15 protein-coding genes are annotated in these 20,201 nt (G+C 72.0%); 10 read left to right on the top strand and 5 right to left on the bottom strand.

Annotation, left to right across the window (positions count from 1 at the left end; all coding sequences use genetic code 11):
- Positions 1-5: 5 nt before the first annotated feature.
- Positions 6-2,054, bottom strand: a complete 2,049-nt coding sequence (locus NQZ70_RS29500) for a TonB-dependent siderophore receptor (protein WP_237244159.1) — start codon at positions 2,052-2,054, stop codon at positions 6-8.
- A gap of 910 nt (positions 2,055-2,964) precedes the next feature.
- On the opposite strand from NQZ70_RS29500, the gene NQZ70_RS29505 reads away from it, so the two are divergent.
- From NQZ70_RS29505 to NQZ70_RS29535, 7 genes are all read left to right on the top strand, one after another.
- On the top strand, positions 2,965-4,179 hold the full coding sequence (locus NQZ70_RS29505; RefSeq protein ID WP_129577193.1) for an epoxide hydrolase family protein: 1,215 nt from the start codon (positions 2,965-2,967) through the stop codon (positions 4,177-4,179).
- Positions 4,176-4,889, top strand: a complete 714-nt coding sequence (locus tag NQZ70_RS29510) for a hypothetical protein (protein WP_129577194.1) — start codon at positions 4,176-4,178, stop codon at positions 4,887-4,889. The genes NQZ70_RS29505 and NQZ70_RS29510 overlap by 4 nt, the downstream gene beginning before the upstream one ends.
- A gap of 470 nt (positions 4,890-5,359) precedes the next feature.
- Positions 5,360-6,400: a hypothetical protein gene (locus NQZ70_RS29515; RefSeq protein ID WP_129577195.1), complete on the top strand. Its 1,041-nt coding sequence runs from the start codon at positions 5,360-5,362 to the stop codon at positions 6,398-6,400.
- Positions 6,401-6,550: 150 nt separating this feature from the next.
- Positions 6,551-7,546, top strand: coding sequence for a hypothetical protein (locus NQZ70_RS29520; protein ID WP_129577196.1), 996 nt, complete (start codon positions 6,551-6,553; stop codon positions 7,544-7,546).
- A 247-nt stretch (positions 7,547-7,793) separates the two neighbouring features.
- Positions 7,794-8,387: a hypothetical protein gene (locus tag NQZ70_RS29525; RefSeq protein ID WP_237244160.1), complete on the top strand. Its 594-nt coding sequence runs from the start codon at positions 7,794-7,796 to the stop codon at positions 8,385-8,387.
- A gap of 178 nt (positions 8,388-8,565) precedes the next feature.
- A complete protein-coding gene (locus NQZ70_RS29530; RefSeq protein WP_129577198.1) occupies positions 8,566-9,924 on the top strand; it encodes an AAA family ATPase in 1,359 nt (452 codons plus the stop codon).
- Positions 9,921-11,249 (top strand): VWA-like domain-containing protein, encoded by a 1,329-nt coding sequence (locus tag NQZ70_RS29535; RefSeq protein ID WP_237244161.1) that lies wholly within the window; start codon positions 9,921-9,923, stop codon positions 11,247-11,249. Before NQZ70_RS29530 ends, NQZ70_RS29535 begins: the two co-directional genes overlap by 4 nt.
- Before the next feature lie 125 nt (positions 11,250-11,374).
- On the opposite strand, the gene NQZ70_RS29540 is transcribed toward NQZ70_RS29535, so the two are convergent.
- The 4 genes from NQZ70_RS29540 to rfbB form a co-directional block, all read right to left on the bottom strand.
- Complete coding sequence (locus NQZ70_RS29540) at positions 11,375-12,328, bottom strand: Gfo/Idh/MocA family protein (RefSeq protein ID WP_129577199.1); 954 nt, start codon at positions 12,326-12,328, stop codon at positions 11,375-11,377.
- 88 nt (positions 12,329-12,416) lie between these two features.
- Entirely contained in the window at positions 12,417-12,824 is a 408-nt protein-coding gene (locus NQZ70_RS29545) for an FdtA/QdtA family cupin domain-containing protein (protein WP_129577200.1), read from the bottom strand.
- A gap of 144 nt (positions 12,825-12,968) precedes the next feature.
- A complete protein-coding gene (gene rfbA / locus NQZ70_RS29550; RefSeq protein WP_129577201.1) occupies positions 12,969-13,850 on the bottom strand; it encodes a glucose-1-phosphate thymidylyltransferase RfbA in 882 nt (293 codons plus the stop codon).
- Positions 13,847-14,929: a dTDP-glucose 4,6-dehydratase gene (gene rfbB / locus NQZ70_RS29555; protein ID WP_129577202.1), complete on the bottom strand. Its 1,083-nt coding sequence runs from the start codon at positions 14,927-14,929 to the stop codon at positions 13,847-13,849. Before rfbB ends, rfbA begins: the two co-directional genes overlap by 4 nt.
- 552 nt (positions 14,930-15,481) lie before the next feature.
- Here rfbB and NQZ70_RS29560 point away from each other — a divergent pair.
- The 3 genes from NQZ70_RS29560 (at position 15,482) to NQZ70_RS29570 (ending at position 20,154) form a co-directional block, all read left to right on the top strand.
- Entirely contained in the window at positions 15,482-18,430 is a 2,949-nt protein-coding gene (locus NQZ70_RS29560; RefSeq protein WP_165374230.1) for an acyltransferase domain-containing protein, read from the top strand.
- 1 nt (position 18,431) lies between these two features.
- On the top strand, positions 18,432-18,722 hold the full coding sequence (locus NQZ70_RS29565; protein ID WP_129577204.1) for a hypothetical protein: 291 nt from the start codon (positions 18,432-18,434) through the stop codon (positions 18,720-18,722).
- A gap of 142 nt (positions 18,723-18,864) precedes the next feature.
- Positions 18,865-20,154, top strand: coding sequence for a glycosyltransferase (locus NQZ70_RS29570; protein ID WP_129577205.1), 1,290 nt, complete (start codon positions 18,865-18,867; stop codon positions 20,152-20,154).
- Positions 20,155-20,201 lie beyond the last annotated feature (47 nt).

A 20,201-nucleotide genomic window follows, 5' to 3' on the forward strand; every position in this document is an offset into this window, starting at 1 on the left:
TCTCCTCAGAACCCGCCCTCGATCGCGATCCCCGGCATCGTGACCGGCCCGATCGTCTGCGGCGTGCACCCGCTGTCGTCGCAGCTCACGTCGAACACCTCCTTGGCGAGCGTCGCGTTCTGCACGTCGAGCACCAGGCCGAGATAGCTCCGCGCGCCCAGCGCCCAGCGCTTCGACAGGCGCATGTCGAGCCGGTAGAACGGCTGGATCCGATCCGGGTGCTCGCGCGGGGGGCGGCCCGGGGTGGCCTCGTCGGCGGGAAAGCCGGTGTAGAAGACGTGGCGGATCCCGGCGCGCCACCCCTTGCCGAGGTCGTAGAGCAGCGCGACGTGCGCGACGTGCGTCCGGTCGTAGGCCGAGGGGATCGTCGCCTTGCCGCGCGTGCGCGTGGAGCGCGACAGCGTGTACGACGCCAGGAAGAACATGTCGCGGCGCAGCGCCCCGCGCGCGCCGAGCTCCAGGCCGTAGGTGTCGCCGAGGCTCCGCGTGAGGAAGCGCTCCGTGCTGAGGTTCGTGCCGCGCCCGGTGCCGATCGGATCGCTCAGCCCGAAGGTCACCTGCCGGAACGCCGTCGCGCTGAAATTGACCGGACCCACGTTGGCCTCGACGCCGAAGCTCGACTGCAGGCTGCGCTGCAGGCCGCCCGGGATGCCGCCGATCTGGAGCGCCGGCAGCGGGGCGAGGCCGGGCAGCTGCGAGGCGACGCCGAAGGCCGGGATGAGCCGCACGTGCTCGCCGACGCCGAAGCGGCCGACGATCCTCGGGTCCACGGCGACGGCGGTGCGGCCGAGCGACGTGTAGTGATCCACGCGCACGCCGGGCGTGAGGGTCGAGCGCTCGTCGAGCACGAGCAGCGCGTCGGCCCACGCGCCCAGCGCGAGATCGAGCCGGCTGCGGAAGAGCTCGGGGAAGCTCTCGTCGAGCTGCTCCGTGCCCTCGGCGGGCTCGTCGTCCGCGCCCTCGGCGGGCTCGCCGGCCGTCGGCGGGCTCGGGCGCGGGGTCACCTGGTAGCGGTCGACCGCCGCGTCGGCCCCGGCCCGCAGGAGCGCGCGCCCGCCGAGGATGGGCCGGGCCAGGCTCATCCGCGCGTTGAGCTTCCAGGCCTGCGCGATCTCGACGCCGACGCCGCGCGACTGGTCGAGCCCGAGGGTGAGCGCCGCCCGGACGCGCGCGCCCGAGGCGTCCTCGCGGTCGTAGCGCAGGTCCAGGCGGTGGAAGTCGCTGTCGAGCAGGACGTTGGTCGCCTTGGCGCCGCCGCCCTCGTCGATGCTGGCGAGGTAGTCGTACGCGCCGAAGGCGAAGACGGTGAAGCGCTCCTCCGGGCCGAGCCGGTAGGTCACCCGTCCCTGGTAGTCGGCGTAGCCCACGTCGACGCTCGGCACGAGCGCCGAGGTGAGCGCCGCGCCGGCGGCGTAGTGGCCTCCCACGAGGACGTGCGTGTCCCGGTCCACCGGCCCCTCGACGACGCCGCCGAGGTCGATGAACCGGAGGCTCCCCTCCCCGCGCCAGACGTCGGACGGCGGCGCGCTCTCGGCCTCGATCGCCGCGCCGGCGAGCCGCCCGATGTCCGCGGGATAGGGGCCGAGGTGCATCTCGACGCGCTGGACCATCGAGGCCGGGATGACGCTGGGGCCGGCGCCCACGTGGAAGAGGAGCGGGACCTGGATGCCGTTGAAGAAGTAGCCGATGTTCCCCGGCGGTGCGCCGCGGATGTAGTAGTACGGCATGCCGCTCGCGATGGAGGTCACGCCGGGCTGGATCTCGATGGCGCGGTAGGGATCTCCGAGCGCGCCGGGCAGCTCGCGGATGTCGCGCCGGGAGAGCGAGACGGAGCCCGGCGGGGCGCGGTTGCCCTCGACGGTCACCTCGATCCCGGCAGGCGCGGCGGGCGAGGAGGCCGGCGCGGCGGGCGGGGAGGCCGGCGCGGCGGGCGTCTGCGGCTCGTCCAGCGGCGCGGCGACCGTCGCCGGGGCGGGCTGGGGGTGCGCCTCGCCCGCGTGGGCGCTGGCGGCGGCGGCGATCGCGAAGGCGAGGAGTGCGCTGGAGGATCTCACGCGGATGTCGTCGATGCGCCGCCGGGAGATGGAAGAGCCGCCCCCCTGGCGCCCGGGGAGTTAGCAGCTCCAGCCACGCGGCGGAAGGCGGCGAGTCACGGCGCGCTCCTGCCGCCTGGGACATCGCCGCTCCGGGCGGCCCCGGCCGTCTCCCGCCTCGTACGCCCTGGCCGCTTGGGCCCCGCCGCGCGGTACGCCGACGTAGACACGGGAAGCTTTTCGAAGAGCTGCCCGGCGCGATCCGCCTGCTCGCATCGACGCTGGGCGAAGCCCCTCGGCGCGCCCCGTGAGCAGAGCACAAAAAAACAGAGCGCCCATTCGACGGCGGGGGGGGAAGCCGTCACAGGCGCTCTGCCCTGCATGCTTAGCAGGACGCGGGCCAGGGCTCGCCCCGACATGTTTCCGGTAGTTATCCTAAGGGGTTACCCGACCTCTTTTCGATCCTGAGATCGTCGCTTGCAGATCTGGCAGCTCGCCGCCGGGACCGGGGAGTGCTCGGTTGCGGCGACTGGCCCCCGGAGGCGGGAGCGCTCACCCGGGTTGGGTCTGCGGGGTCTGCGCCGCCGCGAGCGCTCACCCGGGTTGGGGTTGCGGCGTCTCGGTGAGCGCTGCGCCGGCCAGACCGGAAGCACAAAAAACAGAGCGCCCATTCGACGGCTGGGGGGGGAAGCCGTCACGGGCGCTCTGTCCTCCGTGATTAGCAGGATGCGGGCCAGGGGTCGTCCCCGACGACTTCACGGGGTTACCCCTAAGGATGCCCCCGATCGCTTTCGATCCTGCGACGGCTGCTTTCAGTCCTGGCATGCCGGCAGCTGCGCCCGGATCGCCTCGGCAGCTCCGCCATGTCCGAGGGCGACCGACCGAGCGCTCCCGGATTGACGAACCGTACATCGTACGTTACGTCGTACGCATGAGCTCTCCCTTGCCCGTGGACAGCGACATCCGACCTTTCCGCATCGACATCCCGCAGGCCGCGCTCGACGATCTGCGCGATCGCCTCGCCCGCACCCGCTGGCCCGACGAGCTGCCCTCCGCGGGCTGGTCGTACGGCGTCCCGCTCGGCTACTTGAAGGAGCTCGCCGCGTACTGGCGCACCACCTACGACTGGCGCAGGCACGAAGCGCGGCTGAACGAGCACCCGCAGTTCACGACGACGATCGACGGCCAGCGGATCCACTTCCTCCACGTGCGCTCGCGCGAGCCCGGCGCGCTGCCGCTGATCGTGACGCACGGCTGGCCGAGCTCGGTCGTGGAGTACCTCGACGTCATCGGTCCGCTGACCGATCCCCGCGCCCACGGCGGCGATCCGGCGGACGCGTTCCACCTGATCGTCCCCTCGCTCCCCGGATACGGGCTCTCCGGGCCGACCCGCGAGGCCGGGTGGGGCGCGCGCCGGATCGCCTGCGCCTGGGCCGAGCTCATGCGAAGGCTCGATTACCCGCGTTACGGCGCCCAGGGCGGCGACTGGGGCACGTGGATCTCCCGCGAGGTCGGCCTCGTCGATCCCGACCACGCGATCGGCGTGCACACGAACGGCCTCGTCTCGTGGCCATCCGGAGACCCCGAGGAGCTCATGGGCCTGACGGACGCCGAGCAATCCCGGCTCAAGGCGGCCGAAACCTACCTGCGGGAGCTGTACGGCTACAAGAAGATCCAGTCGACCCGACCTCAGACGCTGGCCTACGCCCTCTCGGATTCGCCGGTCGGCCAGCTCGCCTGGATCGTCGGCGTGCTCAAGGAGTGGACCGATTGCAAGGACACCCCCGAGGACGCCATCGATCGCGATCGCATCCTCACGAACGTGATGCTGTACTGGCTCACCAACACGGCCGCCTCGTCGGCCCGCTCGTTCGTGGAGACCCCGGACACGCCGGACGACGCGGATCTCTCCGAGGTGAAGCCCTCGACCCTGCCCACCGGCGTCGCGGTGTTCCCGCGCGACATCATCGCTCCGATCCGCAGGTTCGCCGCCCGCGACAACACGAACATCGTGCACTGGTCCGAGTTCGACCGCGGCGGCACCTTCGCGGCCATGGAGGAGCCCGACCTGTTCATCGGCGACGTGCGCGCCTTCTTTCGCCGCTTCCGCGGGGGCGCGACCGGCGCGAAAGGGGTGATCTCATGAGCGACGTGACGACGATTCCCGTGCTTCCGTGCGTGTCGATGCCCGAGACCCTGGCGTTCTACGGCGCCCTGGGCTTCGAGGTCACCCACCAGCAGACGAGGCCGAACGTGTACGCGGCCACGCGCCGCGGCGACGTCCACCTGCACTTCATGGGCCTCAAGAGGCTGGATCCCAGGGAGGCGTACAGCACGTGCCTTGTGCTCGTCCCCGAGGTCGAGCGCCTTCACGAGACCTTCTCGGAGGGCCTGCGGCGGGCGTATGGCAAGGTTCCTGTCTCCGGCTTTCCCCGGATCTCGCGCATGAAGAAGGGGCAGAGTCGCTTCACGGTGGTCGATGTCGCGGGCAACTCGGTCATCTTCATCCGGCGGGACGCGCCGGACGACGACGATGAGGCGGCCGCCGGGTCGCGCTCGGACTCGAGGCTGGGCCGGGCGCTGCGCGCGGCGGCGCGGCTGCGTGATTTCAAGAACGACGACGCCGCCGCCGCCAAGGTGCTCGACGTGGCGCTCGCCCGGAAGGAGGCGGACGCCCCGCTCGAGCGAGCGCGCGCCCTCGCGGCGCGGCTCGAGCTCGCGGTCGCCCTGGGCGAGGAGGCGCGGGCGCGCGCGCTGCGCGCCGAGCTCGACGAGGCGCCGCTCTCCGAGGAGGAGCGCGCGCAGATAAGACCCCTGCTGGATGCGGTGGACGCGCTCGAGCGATCGCAGCGCTAGGCGCGTTGCCGGTTGTGCGGGGCTGCTGCCGAGCCGCCCGCCCCCTCCCTTCGTGAGGGGCCGACGTTCCTTCCTCCCGCCGTTACCCTTCACGTCCAGCACGTTCCGTCGCGGTCCGGGAGCGCTCTCCCAGCGCCATGCCTTCCGCCATCCGGAGCGATATTCTCGCACGAGACGCATGATGCGCGAGCGTTGATAATTTCGTGAGCCAGACCGGAATGACATCGACTCATTGAGGATTCACAGCAGATTGGGCTTTCCTGTCCTCACCGACCCAAGTATGGATTCGGCGTGCGCGATCTCCCCTCTCTGGATGGACGCTTGCGCCACGCGCCCCGGCCGCGCGGGCCCGCCGGCGTGAACCGGCGTGAGCTCGAGAGCGGTTGGAGCGGCGGCGCCGAGAGATCAGCGCGGCGCAGTGATCCCTGTCCGACGGCCGGACCGAAACACGCCAGAAAAGGGCCACGACGATGACGACAAGGAAGTACCCGCTCGCGCTCGCGCTCGCTACTGCCGGGAGCTTCGCGGGCTGCTGGAACAGCGGCCCCGTCCAGATGTTTTCGTGCGACGAACCGTGCTACGGCCTGGACGCCCACGAATGCGACAAGCCGTGCGCCGTGTGCAAGGGCGCCTGCGTGGAGCTGCCATACCTCGGGTTCGGCGATCCCATCCTGCTCTGGAGGGGCGCCCCGGTCGACGGGGCGTCTGCGCCGGAGTGCCCGGCGGAGACGCCGGAGGTCGTGTTCGACGGCTACGGCGGCTTCGCCGACGCGCACAGCTGCCCGACATGCCGCTGCATGCAGCCCGCCTGCGAGCTGCCGCCGAGCCTCCAGGGGAGCGCCTCCGCCACGTGCGACGGGGCGGCGTCCACGTCGTTCGACGCCCCCGACGGGTGGAACGGCGCGTGCGCCACGACCGCCTCGAGCGAGCTCGGCTCGCTGGTCATCCCGGTGCCGACGGTGAGCCCCTGCGCGCCGACGATCGATCCGGGAGGGCCGCCGCCCGAGCTGCCTGCCCCGTTCAGCGTGCGGGCGCGCGGCTGCGCGGGCTCGGCCGACAAGCACGCATGCGCCGATCCCTCGAAGATGTGCGTCGCTTCCCCCGCGCAGCGACCGGAGGGCTTCGCGATATGCATCCGCTACCTCCGCCAGGGCGAGCCGAAATGCCCGGAGCACTACCCCGAGCTGCAAGCGCTCTACACGGGCTTCGACGATGCGCGCAGCTGCTCGCCGTGCGGGTGCGAGCCGCCCGAGGGCAGCGCGTGCTCCGCGATCGTGTCGGCCTACGACGACGGCAGCTGCCACCGGCTGCTCGGCGCCGCGACCGTGACGCTGGCCGGGCCGAAGTGCCTCGCAGGGCCGGACCTGCATCTCGAGAGCATGGATGCGCAGTGGGTCACGAACGAGCCGGGCACATGCGCCCCGACCGGCGGAGTCGCCGCTGGAGAAGTGACACCCGAGGGAGCTACGTATTTTTGCTGCCAGTCCGACGAGGTCGTCGCCATCCCCTGATGACCTCGCTCGCCCCTCAGGCCCGCTCGGCACGGACGCCGCTGTCCCCCGCGGAGCGCAGATGTCCTTTTCATTCGGGACGCCCACTTCGTGTACCCGGACGCGCGCTTCGCGGCTATAGAAGCGAATCACGCGGAAGGGAGAGCGGATATGCGAATCGCACGATGGTGCTTCTGGATGGCGCTCGCGGCGAGCGGCTGCAGCGCGTCCGGCGACGGTACGTCCCCGGCAGACACCAGCCAAACCACAGGGGCCGGCGATAGCAGCGGCGGCGACGGAAGCGGCGAAGGCCACGGCAGCGGTGCGGGCGGCCAGGACGAGACGTTCGGCGCCGGCGCCGGGACCGGCGGCGGCGATGAGGGCGGCGGGAGTGAGGACACCGACAGTCGGTGCATCGAGCGGGCGGCCCTCGTGTACGTGCTCTCGCAGGACAACGAGCTCTACAGCTTCAGGCCCGATCGCAAGGAGTTCACGAAGATTGGTGTCCTGGGTTGCCAAACCAGCATGCATCCAAACTCGATGGCGGTCGATCGCGACGCGGTGGCGTGGGTCAACTACGTGTACGGCGACGACAGCGAAGGCACGCTGTTCAAGGTCAGCACCGAGGACGCGAGCTGCGAGCCCACGGACATGTCGCTCTCGGCGGGGTGGTCCCGGCTGGGGATGGGCTTCTCGAGCGACCTCTCCCGCCCGGACGCGGAGCAGCTGTTCGTGGCGGGCGCGACCGGCAGGCCGGGCATCGGGCTGGGGAGGATCGACGGCTCGTCGGTGACGCCGGTCGGGGAGTTCAGCGGCTCGCTGCGGGGCGCCTCGGCGGAGCTCACCGGCACGGGCGACGGGCGCCTCTTCGGCTTCTTCACCACCACGCCGGTCCAGCTCGCCGAGATCGACAAGGAGACCGGCGACATCGTCGAGGCCACGGATCTGCCGGGCATCGAGACCCCCAGCGCGTGGGCGTTCTCGTTCTGGGGTGGCGACTTCTATTTCTACACCGCGCCGGATGAGTTCCAGTCGTCGCGGACCACCAACGTGAGCCGCTACCGGCCCTCGGACGGCTCGATCGATCCCGACTACATGACGAACATCGGCTTCCGCATCGTCGGCGCCGGCGTCTCGACCTGCGCCCCGCTCGAGGTGCCGCGCTGAGGGGCCGCCGGCGCGCGATGGCGCGCTGGCACGCCTTCGCGCATCGGTGGACGACAGCGCATCGCAGCCCGCATCGGGCGGCACGTGCAGGGGTTGCCCCTCGGGGGCTCCCCGATGCCCCCCGAGGCCATCGGGAACGGATGCGGCCCTGGTGAATCCGATCCTCGCGGTACAGACGTCTACCGCTCCGGCGCCCCCGGCCTCACGTTCGGTGTGCCGGACCAGGCGTGGAGGTGCTGTGATGCGGATGAGGCTGCTCCCTGTGCTCTCGCTCGCGCTCGCCCTGCCGCTCACCGCGGCGTGCGGGGCGGCGCCGGGCGCCGATCACCCGGCGCGCGACGACATCTTCGATGCCGCGGGGCCGAGCGAGTTCATCCTGCTCACCGCCCGGGGCGAGCTCGTGAGCGCCGACATCGAGCCGGGGCGCGTCGTCGGGCCGGACGTGAGCCTGGGCGTGTACGCGGCGGACGGCGGGCGCGACGGGCAGGCGGTCCGGGGCGTCGCCTTCAACCAGCCCGTGAGCGTCACCGCGACCGGGCAGGCCGCGACCGGCATCGTCGGCGCCATGCCGCTTCAGCTCTCGGTGACCCGGGCGGAGGCAGGGCTCCGCGCGCGCGGCCTCGTGGCCGGCGCCCTCTCCGACTACCGGCTGGACGACCGGCAGCTCACCGGCCGGATCGGGCGATGCAGCTACGAGCTCACCCGGACGGGACGCACCTACGAGGGCGCGCGCAGCTGCGGAGGCCGGCCTCACCGCGTGACCGTCCTCTTGCCCCGCGGGCTGTCCTCGTGGAACGACGCCGCGCTCGCGACCACGCTGGGGCTGCTCCTCGGCGCCTGAGCGCGCCGCCGGCCGTCGCGTGGCGAATGACAGGCCGCGCAGCGGCTGCTAGAGCTCGGGTCCACCTGGCAGGACGAGAGCCGAGAGCCCGCCGGGCACGGAAAGGCCGAGCATCCTGGGCCCCAGGCCTCGGAGGTTCTTTCTTCGCTCCGCGCGCGCCGTACCCTCCTCTATCTCCGTGACGAAGCCCAGATCCGATGGAAACGCGCCGGGCAGGCCGGCCGCGGCGACGCCACCCAGCCTCCTCGAGGGGCGCTCCGCGCCGATCCCGGTCGGACCGCGGCTCGAGGCCGTGCTCGAGCTCGCGTACCGCGCGCGGCGCGCGGTGCTGCTCGAGGGCCCGACGGGGATCGGCAAGAGCGAGCTCGTCCGGCAGCTCGCCGAGCGGCTCGGCATCGCCACGGTCGTGCTCGACCTGAGCCTCCTCGAGCCGCCCGACCTCGTGGGCCTGCCGGTCATCCGCGACAACCGGACCGCCTACGCGGCGCCGTCGGTGCTGCCCCAGGAAGGCGCCGGCATCCTGATGCTCGAGGAGCTCAACCGGGCGGAGCGGTACATCCAGCAGCCGGCGCTCCAGCTGCTCAGCGCCCGGCGGCTGCACGAGTACGAGCTGCCCGCGGGCTGGGTGTGCTTCGCCGCCGTGAACCCTGAGTCGGCCGACTACCAGGTGACCCCGCTCGATCGCGCGCTCCGGGCGCGGTTCCTCAACCTGAACGTCCGCGCGGACCGCGCGTCCTGGCTCGCCTGGGCGCAGGTGAACGGGATCCACCCGGGCGTGATCGCGCTGGCGCAGGCGCACGAGCGCCTCCTGGACGACGTCCCGCCGCGCACCTGGACGTACGCGTCGCAGGTGCTGAGCGCGCTCCGCCCCGAGGAGCTCGCGGACGGCGTGCTGCTGCGCGACGCGCTCGGCGGGTACCTGCCGCCGAGCTGGGTGGAGCTCCTGCTCGCGTCGAAGGACTCGTGGTCGACGCGGCTGCCGTTCGACCTGCGCGCGCTGCTGGCCGACTACGGGCCGACCTCGCCCGCGGGCAAGGCGCTGCGCGCCGCGCGCGAGCGCGGGGAGACCGACCGCTTCGACGAGGTGACGACGCGGCTCGCGCCGCTGCTCGAGGGGCCGGAGGTCGGCGTGCTCGCGGCGCAGCGGAAGCTGTCGCTCGTGGCGTTCGAGGCGCTGCTCGCCGACCTGCCCGGCGACCACCGCGAGCGCCTCCAGGACGCGCTCGGCGGCAACGCGACCGCGACGCAGCTCATCGACGTCCGCCCCGAGGAGCTGCTCCAGAACTACCCGGGCAGCGCCGCCGAGCAGAAGGTGCTGGCGTGGCGCGCCGATGCGCTGCGGCAGCACCGGGTGGGGCTCGTCGTGACCGCGCTGTCGGCGCACCTGTCGCAGCAGGCGAAGCTCGTGGAGGTGCGTCGGAGCAACGTCGCGCGGGCGTGCCTGGGCCAGCTGCTCGCGCAGCTGCCGGAGCGCTGGGCCCTCCGGCTGGCGGGGGCGCTGAAGAAGCACGGCGTCACGCCCATCCGGCCGCAATGAGGCGGGGCAACGGGGCGACGAAGCAGGCGCCCGAGGCGGCGAAGCAGGCGCCCGAGGCGGCGAAGCAGGCGCCCGAGGCGGCGATGCCGGAGACCGAGCGCGCGGCGCGCCGCGAGGTGCCCGAGGACGAGCTCGCGGCGTGGCTCGACGCCTTCGTGCGCGATCCGGGGTTTCTGGAGCGATATCCCTGCTACGCGGCGATCCTCGGGCGGCTCGCGCCGGTCGCGGACCCCTCGGTCAGGCGCATGGCGGTCTCGATGTTCGAGGGCCGCTTCTTCCTCCACGTCAACGTGGAGTCGTTCATGAACGAGCCCGTGTTCCTGCGCGGCGTGCTCCTGCACGAGGTGCACCACGTGGCGCTCGGGCACCTCTGCCACCCCAAGTTCGCGGGCGCGGACGAGCCCGAGCTCATGGATCTCGCCCTGGAGATGTCGGCCAACGAGTACATCGAGGAGCCGCTGCCCGACCCGATCCGGTGGCAGCCCTACGCCCCGGTCGGGCTGCGCGGCGGCCAGAGCACGCTCGAGCGCTACGAGCTGCTGGTGCGCGCGGCGCGCGAGGGCAAGCTCCCGCAGCGGGGCGGCGAGGCCGTCGACGACCACCGCGTGCTGCGCCGCCCCTCGCGGGAGCCGGGCGCCGTCGAGCAGACGCGGCAGCTCCTGCTGCGCGCCGCCGAGGAGGCGGGCGCCCTCGCGGGCGACGGCGACCCGGCGGATCTGCCCGGCCTGACGCTCGCGGGCAAGACGCCCGGCCGGCTCATCGAGGAGCTCACCGACGTGCTCGGCCCGCGCGCGACCCCGCTCGACTGGAAGACCGCGCTGCGGATGTTCGTGGCGCGGGAGCGCGCCCCGGTGCACACGTACGCGCGGCCGAATCGGCGCTTCCCGGGCCGCGTCGGCGAGGTGCCCGGCAGGACGTACGCGCCCCGGGCCATCGCGAAGCCGTCGGTGCTCGTGGCGATCGACACGTCGATGAGCATGCGGCGCGACGAGCTCGAGGAGATCGCCCGGCAGCTGCAGGCGATGAGCGAGGTCGCGCGCATCACCGTGGCCGAGTGCGACACGGAGATCGGGCGCGTGTACGCCTTCGACGGGCGGCTCGGCGACGTGGGCGGCCGCGGCGGGACCGATCTGCGGCCGGTGTTCGCGCCGGAGTTCCTGGCGGCCCGGCGGGTCTCCGGCGTCATCTATTTCACGGACGGCGCCGGGCCCACGCCGCCGGTGCCGCCGCCGCTGCCGGTGCTGTGGATCCTGACGAAGCCGCTCGAGTTCGCGTGCCCGTGGGGGCAGCGGGCCTGGCTGGAGCGGAAGCCGAGGCGGGGCTGAGCGTCGGGGGTCGAACCGACCGCGATCGAGCCGACCGGGCGTGCATGGGTGGGCTCCTTGGGGCCGCGGGGATGGGCCGCGGCCCTTCGATGCACGCCACGGTGAGAGCTAGAGCGGGCTCGACGTCAAGGGGCCGCGGCTGCGCGGCGCAGCGCGTCCAGGAGAGCCGCGTCAGCGAGCAGCGTCCTCGCAAGCTCGCCGTGCTCGCCGCGGGCGATGGCCTCGAAAACGCTCCGGAAGAACTCCGCGAAGCTGTCCGCCGCGGGGACCTCGACCGTCCGGCGACGGTCGCGCTCGGCGACGCCGAGCTGGATCGGGAGATCGGCGGGGGGCGAGAACGCTCGGTCGATGGTCACGACAACGTCGGGGCCAAGGACCTCCAGGCGGTTCTGGTATCCGGTGGTCATTCCATAGTGCCCGACCAGCGATCGGCCGCCCGGGAAGATCATGAGCACGCTGAAGGCCGTCTCGACCTCATCGGCGCGCTCGACGACGCGGCAAGCGATCGACTCCGGCTCCGCGGCGGCGAGGAGCACGCGCCCGAGGGTGACCGCGTAGGGTGCGAGATCGAGCAGCGATCCGCCGCCGAGCGCGGCGCGGTACCGGTAGTTGTCCGCCGGCAGCGGGGGAAAGCTGAACGTCGCCGCGAGCCGCGTGGGCGCGCGGCCGGCGTCGCTGAAGATCCGGCGGACCTCGCGGTAGAGCGGGTGATGGGCGTAGACCGTGGCCTCTGCGAGGCAGCGCCCCCGCTGCCGGGCGAGCAGGACGAGGTGCCGGGACGCCTCGACCGAGAGGCAGGCCGGCTTGTCGACCACGACGTGAAAGCCCTGCTCGAGGGCGCGCTCGGCGAGCTCCGCGTGCGTGGAGTTGACCGTCGACACGTACACGAGGGCCGCGTCGCTGCGGGCGAGCGCCGCGCGGTAGTCATCGTAGCGCCGCCCCGTCACGCCAGGCGGCAAGGCGATGTCGGCGCCCCGGGAGGCCGACGCGATATCGATCTCGCGCACGCCGAGGCGCGCGAGCGCCGGCAGCACGCGCCTCCGAGCGAGGCTCGAGTATCCGAGGAGCAGGACCTTCACCCGGGCCGTCCCTCGCCGGAGCGACGCCCGACCCCACCGCGCCAGGGGAGGCCAGGAGCGACGCCCGGCGGCGTGGTCGTGCGCGTCGTCACGTCCCCTTCACCTCCCGCAGGTAGTCCTCCCAGGACCGGATGGATCGGGACGAGTCGTAATGGGTGCTCGCCAGGACGAGGACGACGGTGCCAGGCGCGAAGTCGAGCAGCCGGATGAAGAGCATGGGCACGACGAGCACTCCCCGCGTGGGGGAGTCGAGCGCGAACCGCCGTTTCTCGACGCCATCCGAGAGCTCGAGGACGAAGCGGCCCTGGAGCGCGATGATGACCTGCTGCGTGTCGCGGTGGGCGTGCCCTCCCCGATCCCGTCGGACGTCGTACAGGTAGTAAGCGCGCTTGATGTCGAACGGGATGTCCTCGTTCCCCTCGACGAAGGTCAGCGCCCCGCGCTCGTCCACCACGGAGCGAAAATCGATCCATCGCACGATATCGAGCCGACTCATCCAGAACCTCCGCTTCCGACCGGACCGCGAGGCGCGCGGCAGACAGGCTTGCATCTCGTGGCTGGTTCCGCGACGAGCTCGCCCTCCTCGGGCCGGGCGGCCGGCAATCCTCCCGCGCCCCCGGAACCGGCCTTGGTCGACGATCTACGAGCGACGCACCGGGTGATCCCTCAGGACATTGCGCAAGTAATCCGTATATTCACCCGGCAGCTCGTCCGCGAGCGCCGCCAGCGCGTCCCCGTCGATGAACCCCATCCGGTAGGCGACCTCCTCGGGGCAGGCGATCATCAGCCCCTGCCGCAGCTCGACGGTCTGCACGAAATTCGAGGCCTGGAGCAGCGACTCGTGCGTGCCCGCGTCGAGCCACGCGACGCCCCGGCCGAGCAGCTCGATCCTGAGCTCGCCCCGCGCGAGGTACACGCAGTTGAGGTCGGTGATCTCGTACTCGCCGCGGGCCGAAGGCTTCAGCGACGCCGCGATGTCGCACACCTTGCCGTCGTAGAAGTACATCCCCGGCACGGCGAGGTGGCTGCGCGGCTCGCTCGGCTTCTCCACCAGGCTGATCACGCGCCCGGACGCGTCGAGCTCGACGATCCCGTGCCGGTGGGGGTCGCTCACCGGATACGCGAAGGCGATCGCCCCCACGTCGAGCTTCGCCGCGCGGCGGAGCGTCTCCGGGAGCCCGGTGCCATAGAAGATGTTGTCTCCTAGCACGAGCGCGACGGGCTCGCCGGCCACGAACCCGCGGCCGATGCGGAACGCGTCGGCGAGCCCGCGCGGCTCGTCCTGCACGGCATAGTCGAGGCGGAGGCCCCACTGCCGGCCGTCGCCGAGGAGCCGCTGGTACAGCGGCAGGTCCTCCGGGGTGCTGATGACGAGGATCTCCCGGATGCCCGCGAACATCAGTATCGAGAGCGGGTAGTAGACCATCGGCTTGTTGTAGACCGGCAGGAGCTGCTTGCTCACGCCCCGGGTCACGGGATGGAGGCGCGTGCCGCGGCCCCCGGCGAGAATGATCCCTTTCACTGGTTCGCTCCTCGTTGCGTGTAGTTCCGCTCGATCCAGCCGTGATAGTCGTCACGCCGCCCGATCGCGGACAGCCACTCCGGGTTCGTCAGGTACCACTCGATGGTCGCGCGCAGACCCTCGTCCAGGGAGAAGCGCGGCCGCCAGCCGAGGTCGCGCTCGATCTTCCGGAAGTCGACAGCGTACCGCCGATCGTGCCCTGGCCGGTCCGGGACGAACTGGAGGAGCTTGCTGTACGGCCGGTAAGGAGAGTCGGGGAAGCGCGCGTCGAGGACCGCGCATATCTGCTGGACGATCTCGAGGTTGGTCGGCTGATTGCCGCCTCCGACGTTGTAGCTCTCCCCGGCGCGCCCCCGCTCGACGACGCGCAGGATGGCCTCGCAGCTGTCGACGACGTAGAGCCAGTCGCGGATCTGGGCGCCGTCGCCGTAGACGGGCAGCGGCTTGCCCATGAGCGCGTTCAGGATCATCAGCGGGATGAGCTTCTCGGGGAACTGCCGCGGGCCGTAGTTGTTGGAGCAGTGTGTGATCGTCGCCGGCAGGCCGTAGGTATGGACGTACGCGCCGACCAGGTGGTCGCTCGCGGCCTTCGAGGCGGCATATGGCGAGCTCGGCGCGTAGGGCGTGCCCTCTTGAAACGCGGGGTCCGCCGGCCCGAGGGAGCCGAACACCTCGTCGGTGGAGATGTGATGGAACCGCTTGCCCTTGGCCGCTCCGCCGCGGCCGAGCCACACGGCGCGCGCGGCCTCCAGGAGGCGCAGCGTGCCGACGACGTTGGTCTCGATGAACGCATCCGGCCCCGCGATCGACCGGTCGACATGGGACTCGGCGGCGAAGTGGACGATCGTGTCGATCTGCCACTCGGAGAGGAGGCGCTCGACGAGCTCCCGGTCGCGAATATCGCCGTGCACGAAGGCGTGCCGGCCCTCGCCCGGCAGCCCGCGTAGGCTCTCGAGCCTCCCGGCATAGGTCAACGCGTCGAGGTTGACGATCTGCACCCCGGGCCGCTCCGCCAGCACATGCCGGACGAAGTTCGAGCCGATGAAGCCCGCTCCCCCCGTGACAAGGATCCTCTTCATATCTGCACCTGACGCGCGCGAGCGCCTCCCACGACGCCCGGCGTCCACCAAGGGCCCGCACCGCCCGGCCGCTGACGAGCGATGGCGGCCCTCCGGCCAGGCGCAAGGATTGTGATGCGGACACCAGACCTGTCAACCTCGATTGCATCGATTCGATCGGCGCCGCCGACGACACGCACGAGGCGCGCGATTTACTGCGGTCGCCACGGGCCACGAACCCCGGAATGGCGCCGTGATCGACCATGAGCCCTCGGCCCATCTCATGTGAAGTATTGTAAAGAACCCCGACCCGGATGAAGAACACGCTAATTCACTGTAAAGTATTGCAAAGCCCGGCGCGAAACGCCGGCGAAACACGCAGCACTTACCAATGATTACAGATACTTGCACAAATGATCTCGATCGATACGCCTCGGCCCGCGAGACTTAATTTGCCTTGGAGCGCATCTCGCCTTGCTATGGAGATCGTTTTCGGGGAGACTCCGCGCTCATTGAGCCATGGGGCCTTTTCGCGGCCCAGGCGCAGCGAGGCAAGGGAGCCTGTTCGCACGAATGGCGTCCATCGCAGAGAAGCCGCAGATCCCGGCGGGCGACACGCCGGAGGCGCGCACCGCCGAGCTCCATGGTTCTCCGTCGGCGACGAGCGCGAGCGCGCGCGACGCAGGGGAGCTCTTCCTCCTGTCGTCCTCCGATCGCGCGGGCATGGCGGCCGCGATCGACGACCTCGTCGCCGTCGCGGAGGCGGGCTCCGCGATCTCCCTGCGCCGGCTTTCGCGCGAGCGCGCGCGAGGGCCGGGCGGCGAGCACCGCCTCGCGGTGGTCGCGCTCGATCACCGCGATCTCACGAAGAAGCTCAAGCGCGCCAGGACCACGCTCGCGCGCGCGGAGCAGCGGCACCTGCGCGTGCCGAGCGGCGTCTATTATGGAAGCGGCGCTCCGCCGGGCGGGACCGCGCTGCTCTTCCCGGGGCAAGGCTCCCAGTACGAGGGCATGCTGGAGCAGCTCCATCGCCACTGGCCGCCCTCCCGCGCCTGGTTCGACGCCCTCGACGCGTCGTATGCGAGCGCGGGGGAGGCGCCGCCGAGCGAGATCGTGTTTCCGCGCGCGCCCGCCACGAGCGAGGAGGAGCGGCTCTCCCGGGAGCGTCGGCTCGTCGACATGGAGCGCGGGGCGCAGGTGGGCCTGATCGCCAGCCTGGCCTCGTACGAAATGCTCTCGGCGCTCGGCGTCCGCGCCGACATCATGGTGGGCAACAGCAACGGCGAGCACGCCGCGCTCATCGCCGCCGGCGCCATCGCGGCGCCGAGCCGGCGCGCGCTCTGCGACATCATCGCGCAGATCGGCCTGAGCGGCCGGGCCTTGCCGGCGCCGCGGGTCCCCGAGCGCATGGTCGCGGTCAACGCCTTCGACCGGGCCCAGCTCGATGCGCTGCTCGAGCGCCACGGCGGCCAGCTGTTCATCGCGATGGACAACTGCCCCAACCAGGTCGTGATCGCGGGGACCCAGCCGGCGGTGGAGGCGGCCGCGGAGGCCCTGGGCGGCGCCGGCGCCGTCTGCCTGCGGCTGCCGTTCGAGCGCGCCTACCACACCCCGCTGTTCGACGCGTGGCAGCGCACGCTGCGCGCGCATTACGATCGCTTCGTGCCCGGCGCGGCCCACGCGCGGGTGCGCTGCTGCGCGACCCTGGGCCCGGTGCCGGAGGAGCCGTCGCGAGCCTGGGATCTCCTGGCCGCGCAGTGGTCCTCGCCGGTGCGGTTTCGTCAGATGATCGAGGCCCTGTACGACGACGGGACGCGGACGTTCATCGAGGCGGGCCCGAACAACCGGCTCACCGCGTTCGTGGAGGACACCCTGCGCGGGAGACCGCACCTGGCCGTCGCCGCCTCATCGCAGCACCGCAGCGATATCCAGCAGCTGAAACACGTCGTCGGCGAGCTGTACGCCCACGGCCTCGCCGTCCAGGTCGAGCCGCTCGATCTGCTCTGCGACGCCGTGCTGCGGGGCGGCCTCGCGCAGGACGAGGCCCGCGCAGGTGCGCTGGCCAGCGGCCACGGCGCCGGCGCGGCGCAGCGCGGCCGGGGCGCCGGGCCGGCCCGAGATCCGGCGCCACGCGCGCGCTCGATCCGCGCGCTGCACGCCGCGCTGCTGGCCGACGCCGAGGAGAGCCAGGCGCGCGTCCTCCGCGCGGTCCAGCGCCTGACGCGGCAGCCCGGCGCCGCCCCGGCGCCGCCGTCCGCCGCGCGACAGCCAGGGCCGGCAGCGGCAGCGGCGCCGATGGACTGCCCGCTGCTCGGCGACGTCGTGCGGCTCGACGGCCGCGAGCTGCACGCCGAGCGGCGCTTCGACTGGCGGCGCGACCCGTTCGTGCTCGACCACAGCCTCGGGCCGCCCTCGCCGCAGCGCCGGGCGGGCGGGCCGCACCTGCCCGTCCTCCCCTTCACGCTCAGCCTGGAGATCCTCGCGGAGGCAGCCGGGCGGCTCACCGGCCTGCGGCCCGTCGCGTTCTCGGACATCCGCGCGGGGCGATGGCTCGCGCTCGACCGGGGCAGGCTCACCGTTGCGATCCACGCGGAGCGCCTGCCCGGGGACGGGCTCGATGGCCGGGTGCGGGTGAGGCTCCACGAGGTCGACGGCCCGCGGCGATACCCCGCCTTCGAGGGCACGGTGCACGTGGCCGACGATCCCTCGCTGGCGCCGCGCCCGGCGCTCCTCTCAGAACCGGGCGCGCGGCCGCCCCGCGCGTGGTCGGCGCAGCGATTCTACTCGAGCTTCGCCTTTCACGGGCCTTCCTACCGCGGCATCGAGCGCGTCCTCGCGGTCGGAGAGCACAGCATCGAGGCCGATCTGGCGATCACCGATCTACCCGGGCTCGATGCTCGAGCGCTCCGGATCCACCCGGCGCTCCTCGACTGCACGGGCCAGCTGGTCGCCTTCTGGCTGCTCGAGCGGGGCGAGCGCCATTTCGGGGTATTTCCGTTCCAGGCCCGGCGCGTCGCCTGGTACCGGCGGTCCCTTACGCCGGGCGGACGCATGCGGTGCAGCGGCCATGTCCGCCTCGAGCGCTCGGGCGCCACGTACGCCACGTTCGAGATCGTCGACAGCAGCGGGGCGACGGCGGCCGTCATCGAGGGGCTGGAGCAGCGGTTCGTGCGCTTCCCCGAGGCCATCCATCGCCTGCTGTTCGGCGGCGCGGCAGCGGAGCGCCGCGCGCCGCCGGAGGCGCCCGAGGCGGGGGGCACGGCGGCGGACCGCGCCGTCGATGCGGTCGACGGGTCCTTCCTGAACGCGAGCTGGGGCATCTGGGCGCGGGCGCTCGCGCACGTGGTGCTCCCCGGGCGCGAGCTCGACGACTGGTATCGTCACGACAGCGACGGCGACCGCCGCGTCGCCAGCCTGCTGTCCCACGTGGCGGCAAGGGACGCCCGCGCTCCACGCGCGCAGCCCCCCGCCGAACCCCCGAACATGAACGACCCGAGCTCGGGTCGTCAGCAGAGGAGCTAGGATGAAGGTACGTACGAAGGCGGACGTGTGGCGTTGTGTCGTCGAGTCGGTCGAGGAGCTCATGGCAGACCTCGACCAGGATCCCGGCGACCTCACCCCCGAGATCACGTTGATGGGCGATCTGGGGATCAAGTCGATGGACGTGATCCACCTCGTGCTCCTGCTCAAGGATCGCATCGGCCGGTCGCTCACCTACAAGGATGTCTTCGGAGACGGGCAGGAGCCTCCGGCGGATCTGTCGCTCGCGCAGCTCTCGGACCTGGTCTGCAGGGGGCTGCGAATCACAGCGTAGCGTGTAGCGTGCAGGACCGATCCGGCGCGTCCCTCGCGTGCCATGGTCCTTTCCCGGCGGAGAGCGGGGCGTCGAGACGCCGCGCTCCGCCGGGGCATGCCGTGCGAGGGGCCGCGCAGCGGGGGAGTCGAGGAGAATTGCAATGCACTATACGGTAGTCGCAAGCGGCTCACGAGGTGACGTTCAGCCGCTGGTCGCGCTCGCAGCCGGCATCAAGGCCGCCGGGCATGAGGTGCGGTTCGCGACGCAGGCGGACTTCGAGCCGTTCGTCCGCAAGTGCGGGCTGGAGTATTTCCCGCTCGGCGGCAGCGCGGAGGCTTTCTACGCGAGCCGCCTCGCCGTCACCCTGCGCGAGCAGTCCGGCCACGCGGGCGAGTTCAGCAAGTTTCTGGGCGAGAACCTGCATTCCTATGTGGTCAACCACCTGCGCGATTGCTGGAACGCGGTCAAGGGCACGGACGTGTTCCTGTGCTGGCCCTGGCTGCAGGTGGGCCCGTCGATCGCCGAGAAGCTGGGGATCCCCTATGTCGTCGTCAGCCCGAACCCGGTCCCCCACATCCCCACGTGGGGCTTCCCGAACCCCTTCCATGCGCCGGTGTGGAAGCTGGGGCCGCTCTACAACCGCCTGACCTGGCTGCTCGCCGAGCCGGTGTCGCGCACGGGCTCGGACCAGATCAACCGGTGGCGGCAGGAGGCGCTCGATCTACCCCCGAGGCACTGGCGGGACGAGCTGCGGACGATCCGGCGCACCTCGCACCTGTTCGGGTATAGCCCCACGGTCCTCCCCAAGCCGCGGGACTGGGCGGACTGGATGCACGTCACCGGCTACTGGATCTTCGATGAGGCGGAGGACTACGAGCCTCCCGAGGATCTGAAGGAGTTCCTCGCGGCGGGTGATCCGCCGGTCGCCATCGGCTTTGGCAGCATCGTCGGGCGCAATCCGAAGCGCCTGACCCAGACGGTCGTCGCAGCCCTGGAGCGCGCCGAGCAGCGCGGCCTCCTGATCACGGGGTGGGGCGGGCTCAAGGACATCCAGCTGCCGAAGACGATCTTCAAGGTAAAGACGGTGCCCTACGACTGGATCCTCCCGCGGGTGGCCGCGATGGTGCACCACGGCGGCTCCGGGTCCTCGGCGGCCGCGATGCGCGCGGGGATCCCGTCGATGGCCGTGCCGTTCGGCTACGATCAACCGCTCTGGGGGCAGCGGATCGCCGACCTCGGCGTGGGCGTCGAGCCGCTGCCCATCAAGAAGCTCACCGCCGACCGCCTCGCCAGGGCGATCTCCCGCCTCGCGCGCGACGGCGCGATGCGCGAGCGGGCGCAGCGGCTCGGCGAGAAGCTCCGCGCCGAGGACGGCGTCTCGCGCGCCGTGGCGGCGCTGGAACAGACGGTCGCCAGGGCCCGCAAGGGCGCACCGGCGAACGGTCGCTAGCACTTCACCGCGACCGGAGCCGTCGTGGGGCGCGCCGGCGGCCGCCC

Origin of the sequence: Sorangium sp. So ce836 (genome assembly GCF_028553905.1) — a bacterium.
GTDB classification, from domain to species: Bacteria; Myxococcota_A; Polyangia; order Polyangiales; family Polyangiaceae; genus Sorangium; species Sorangium cellulosum_D.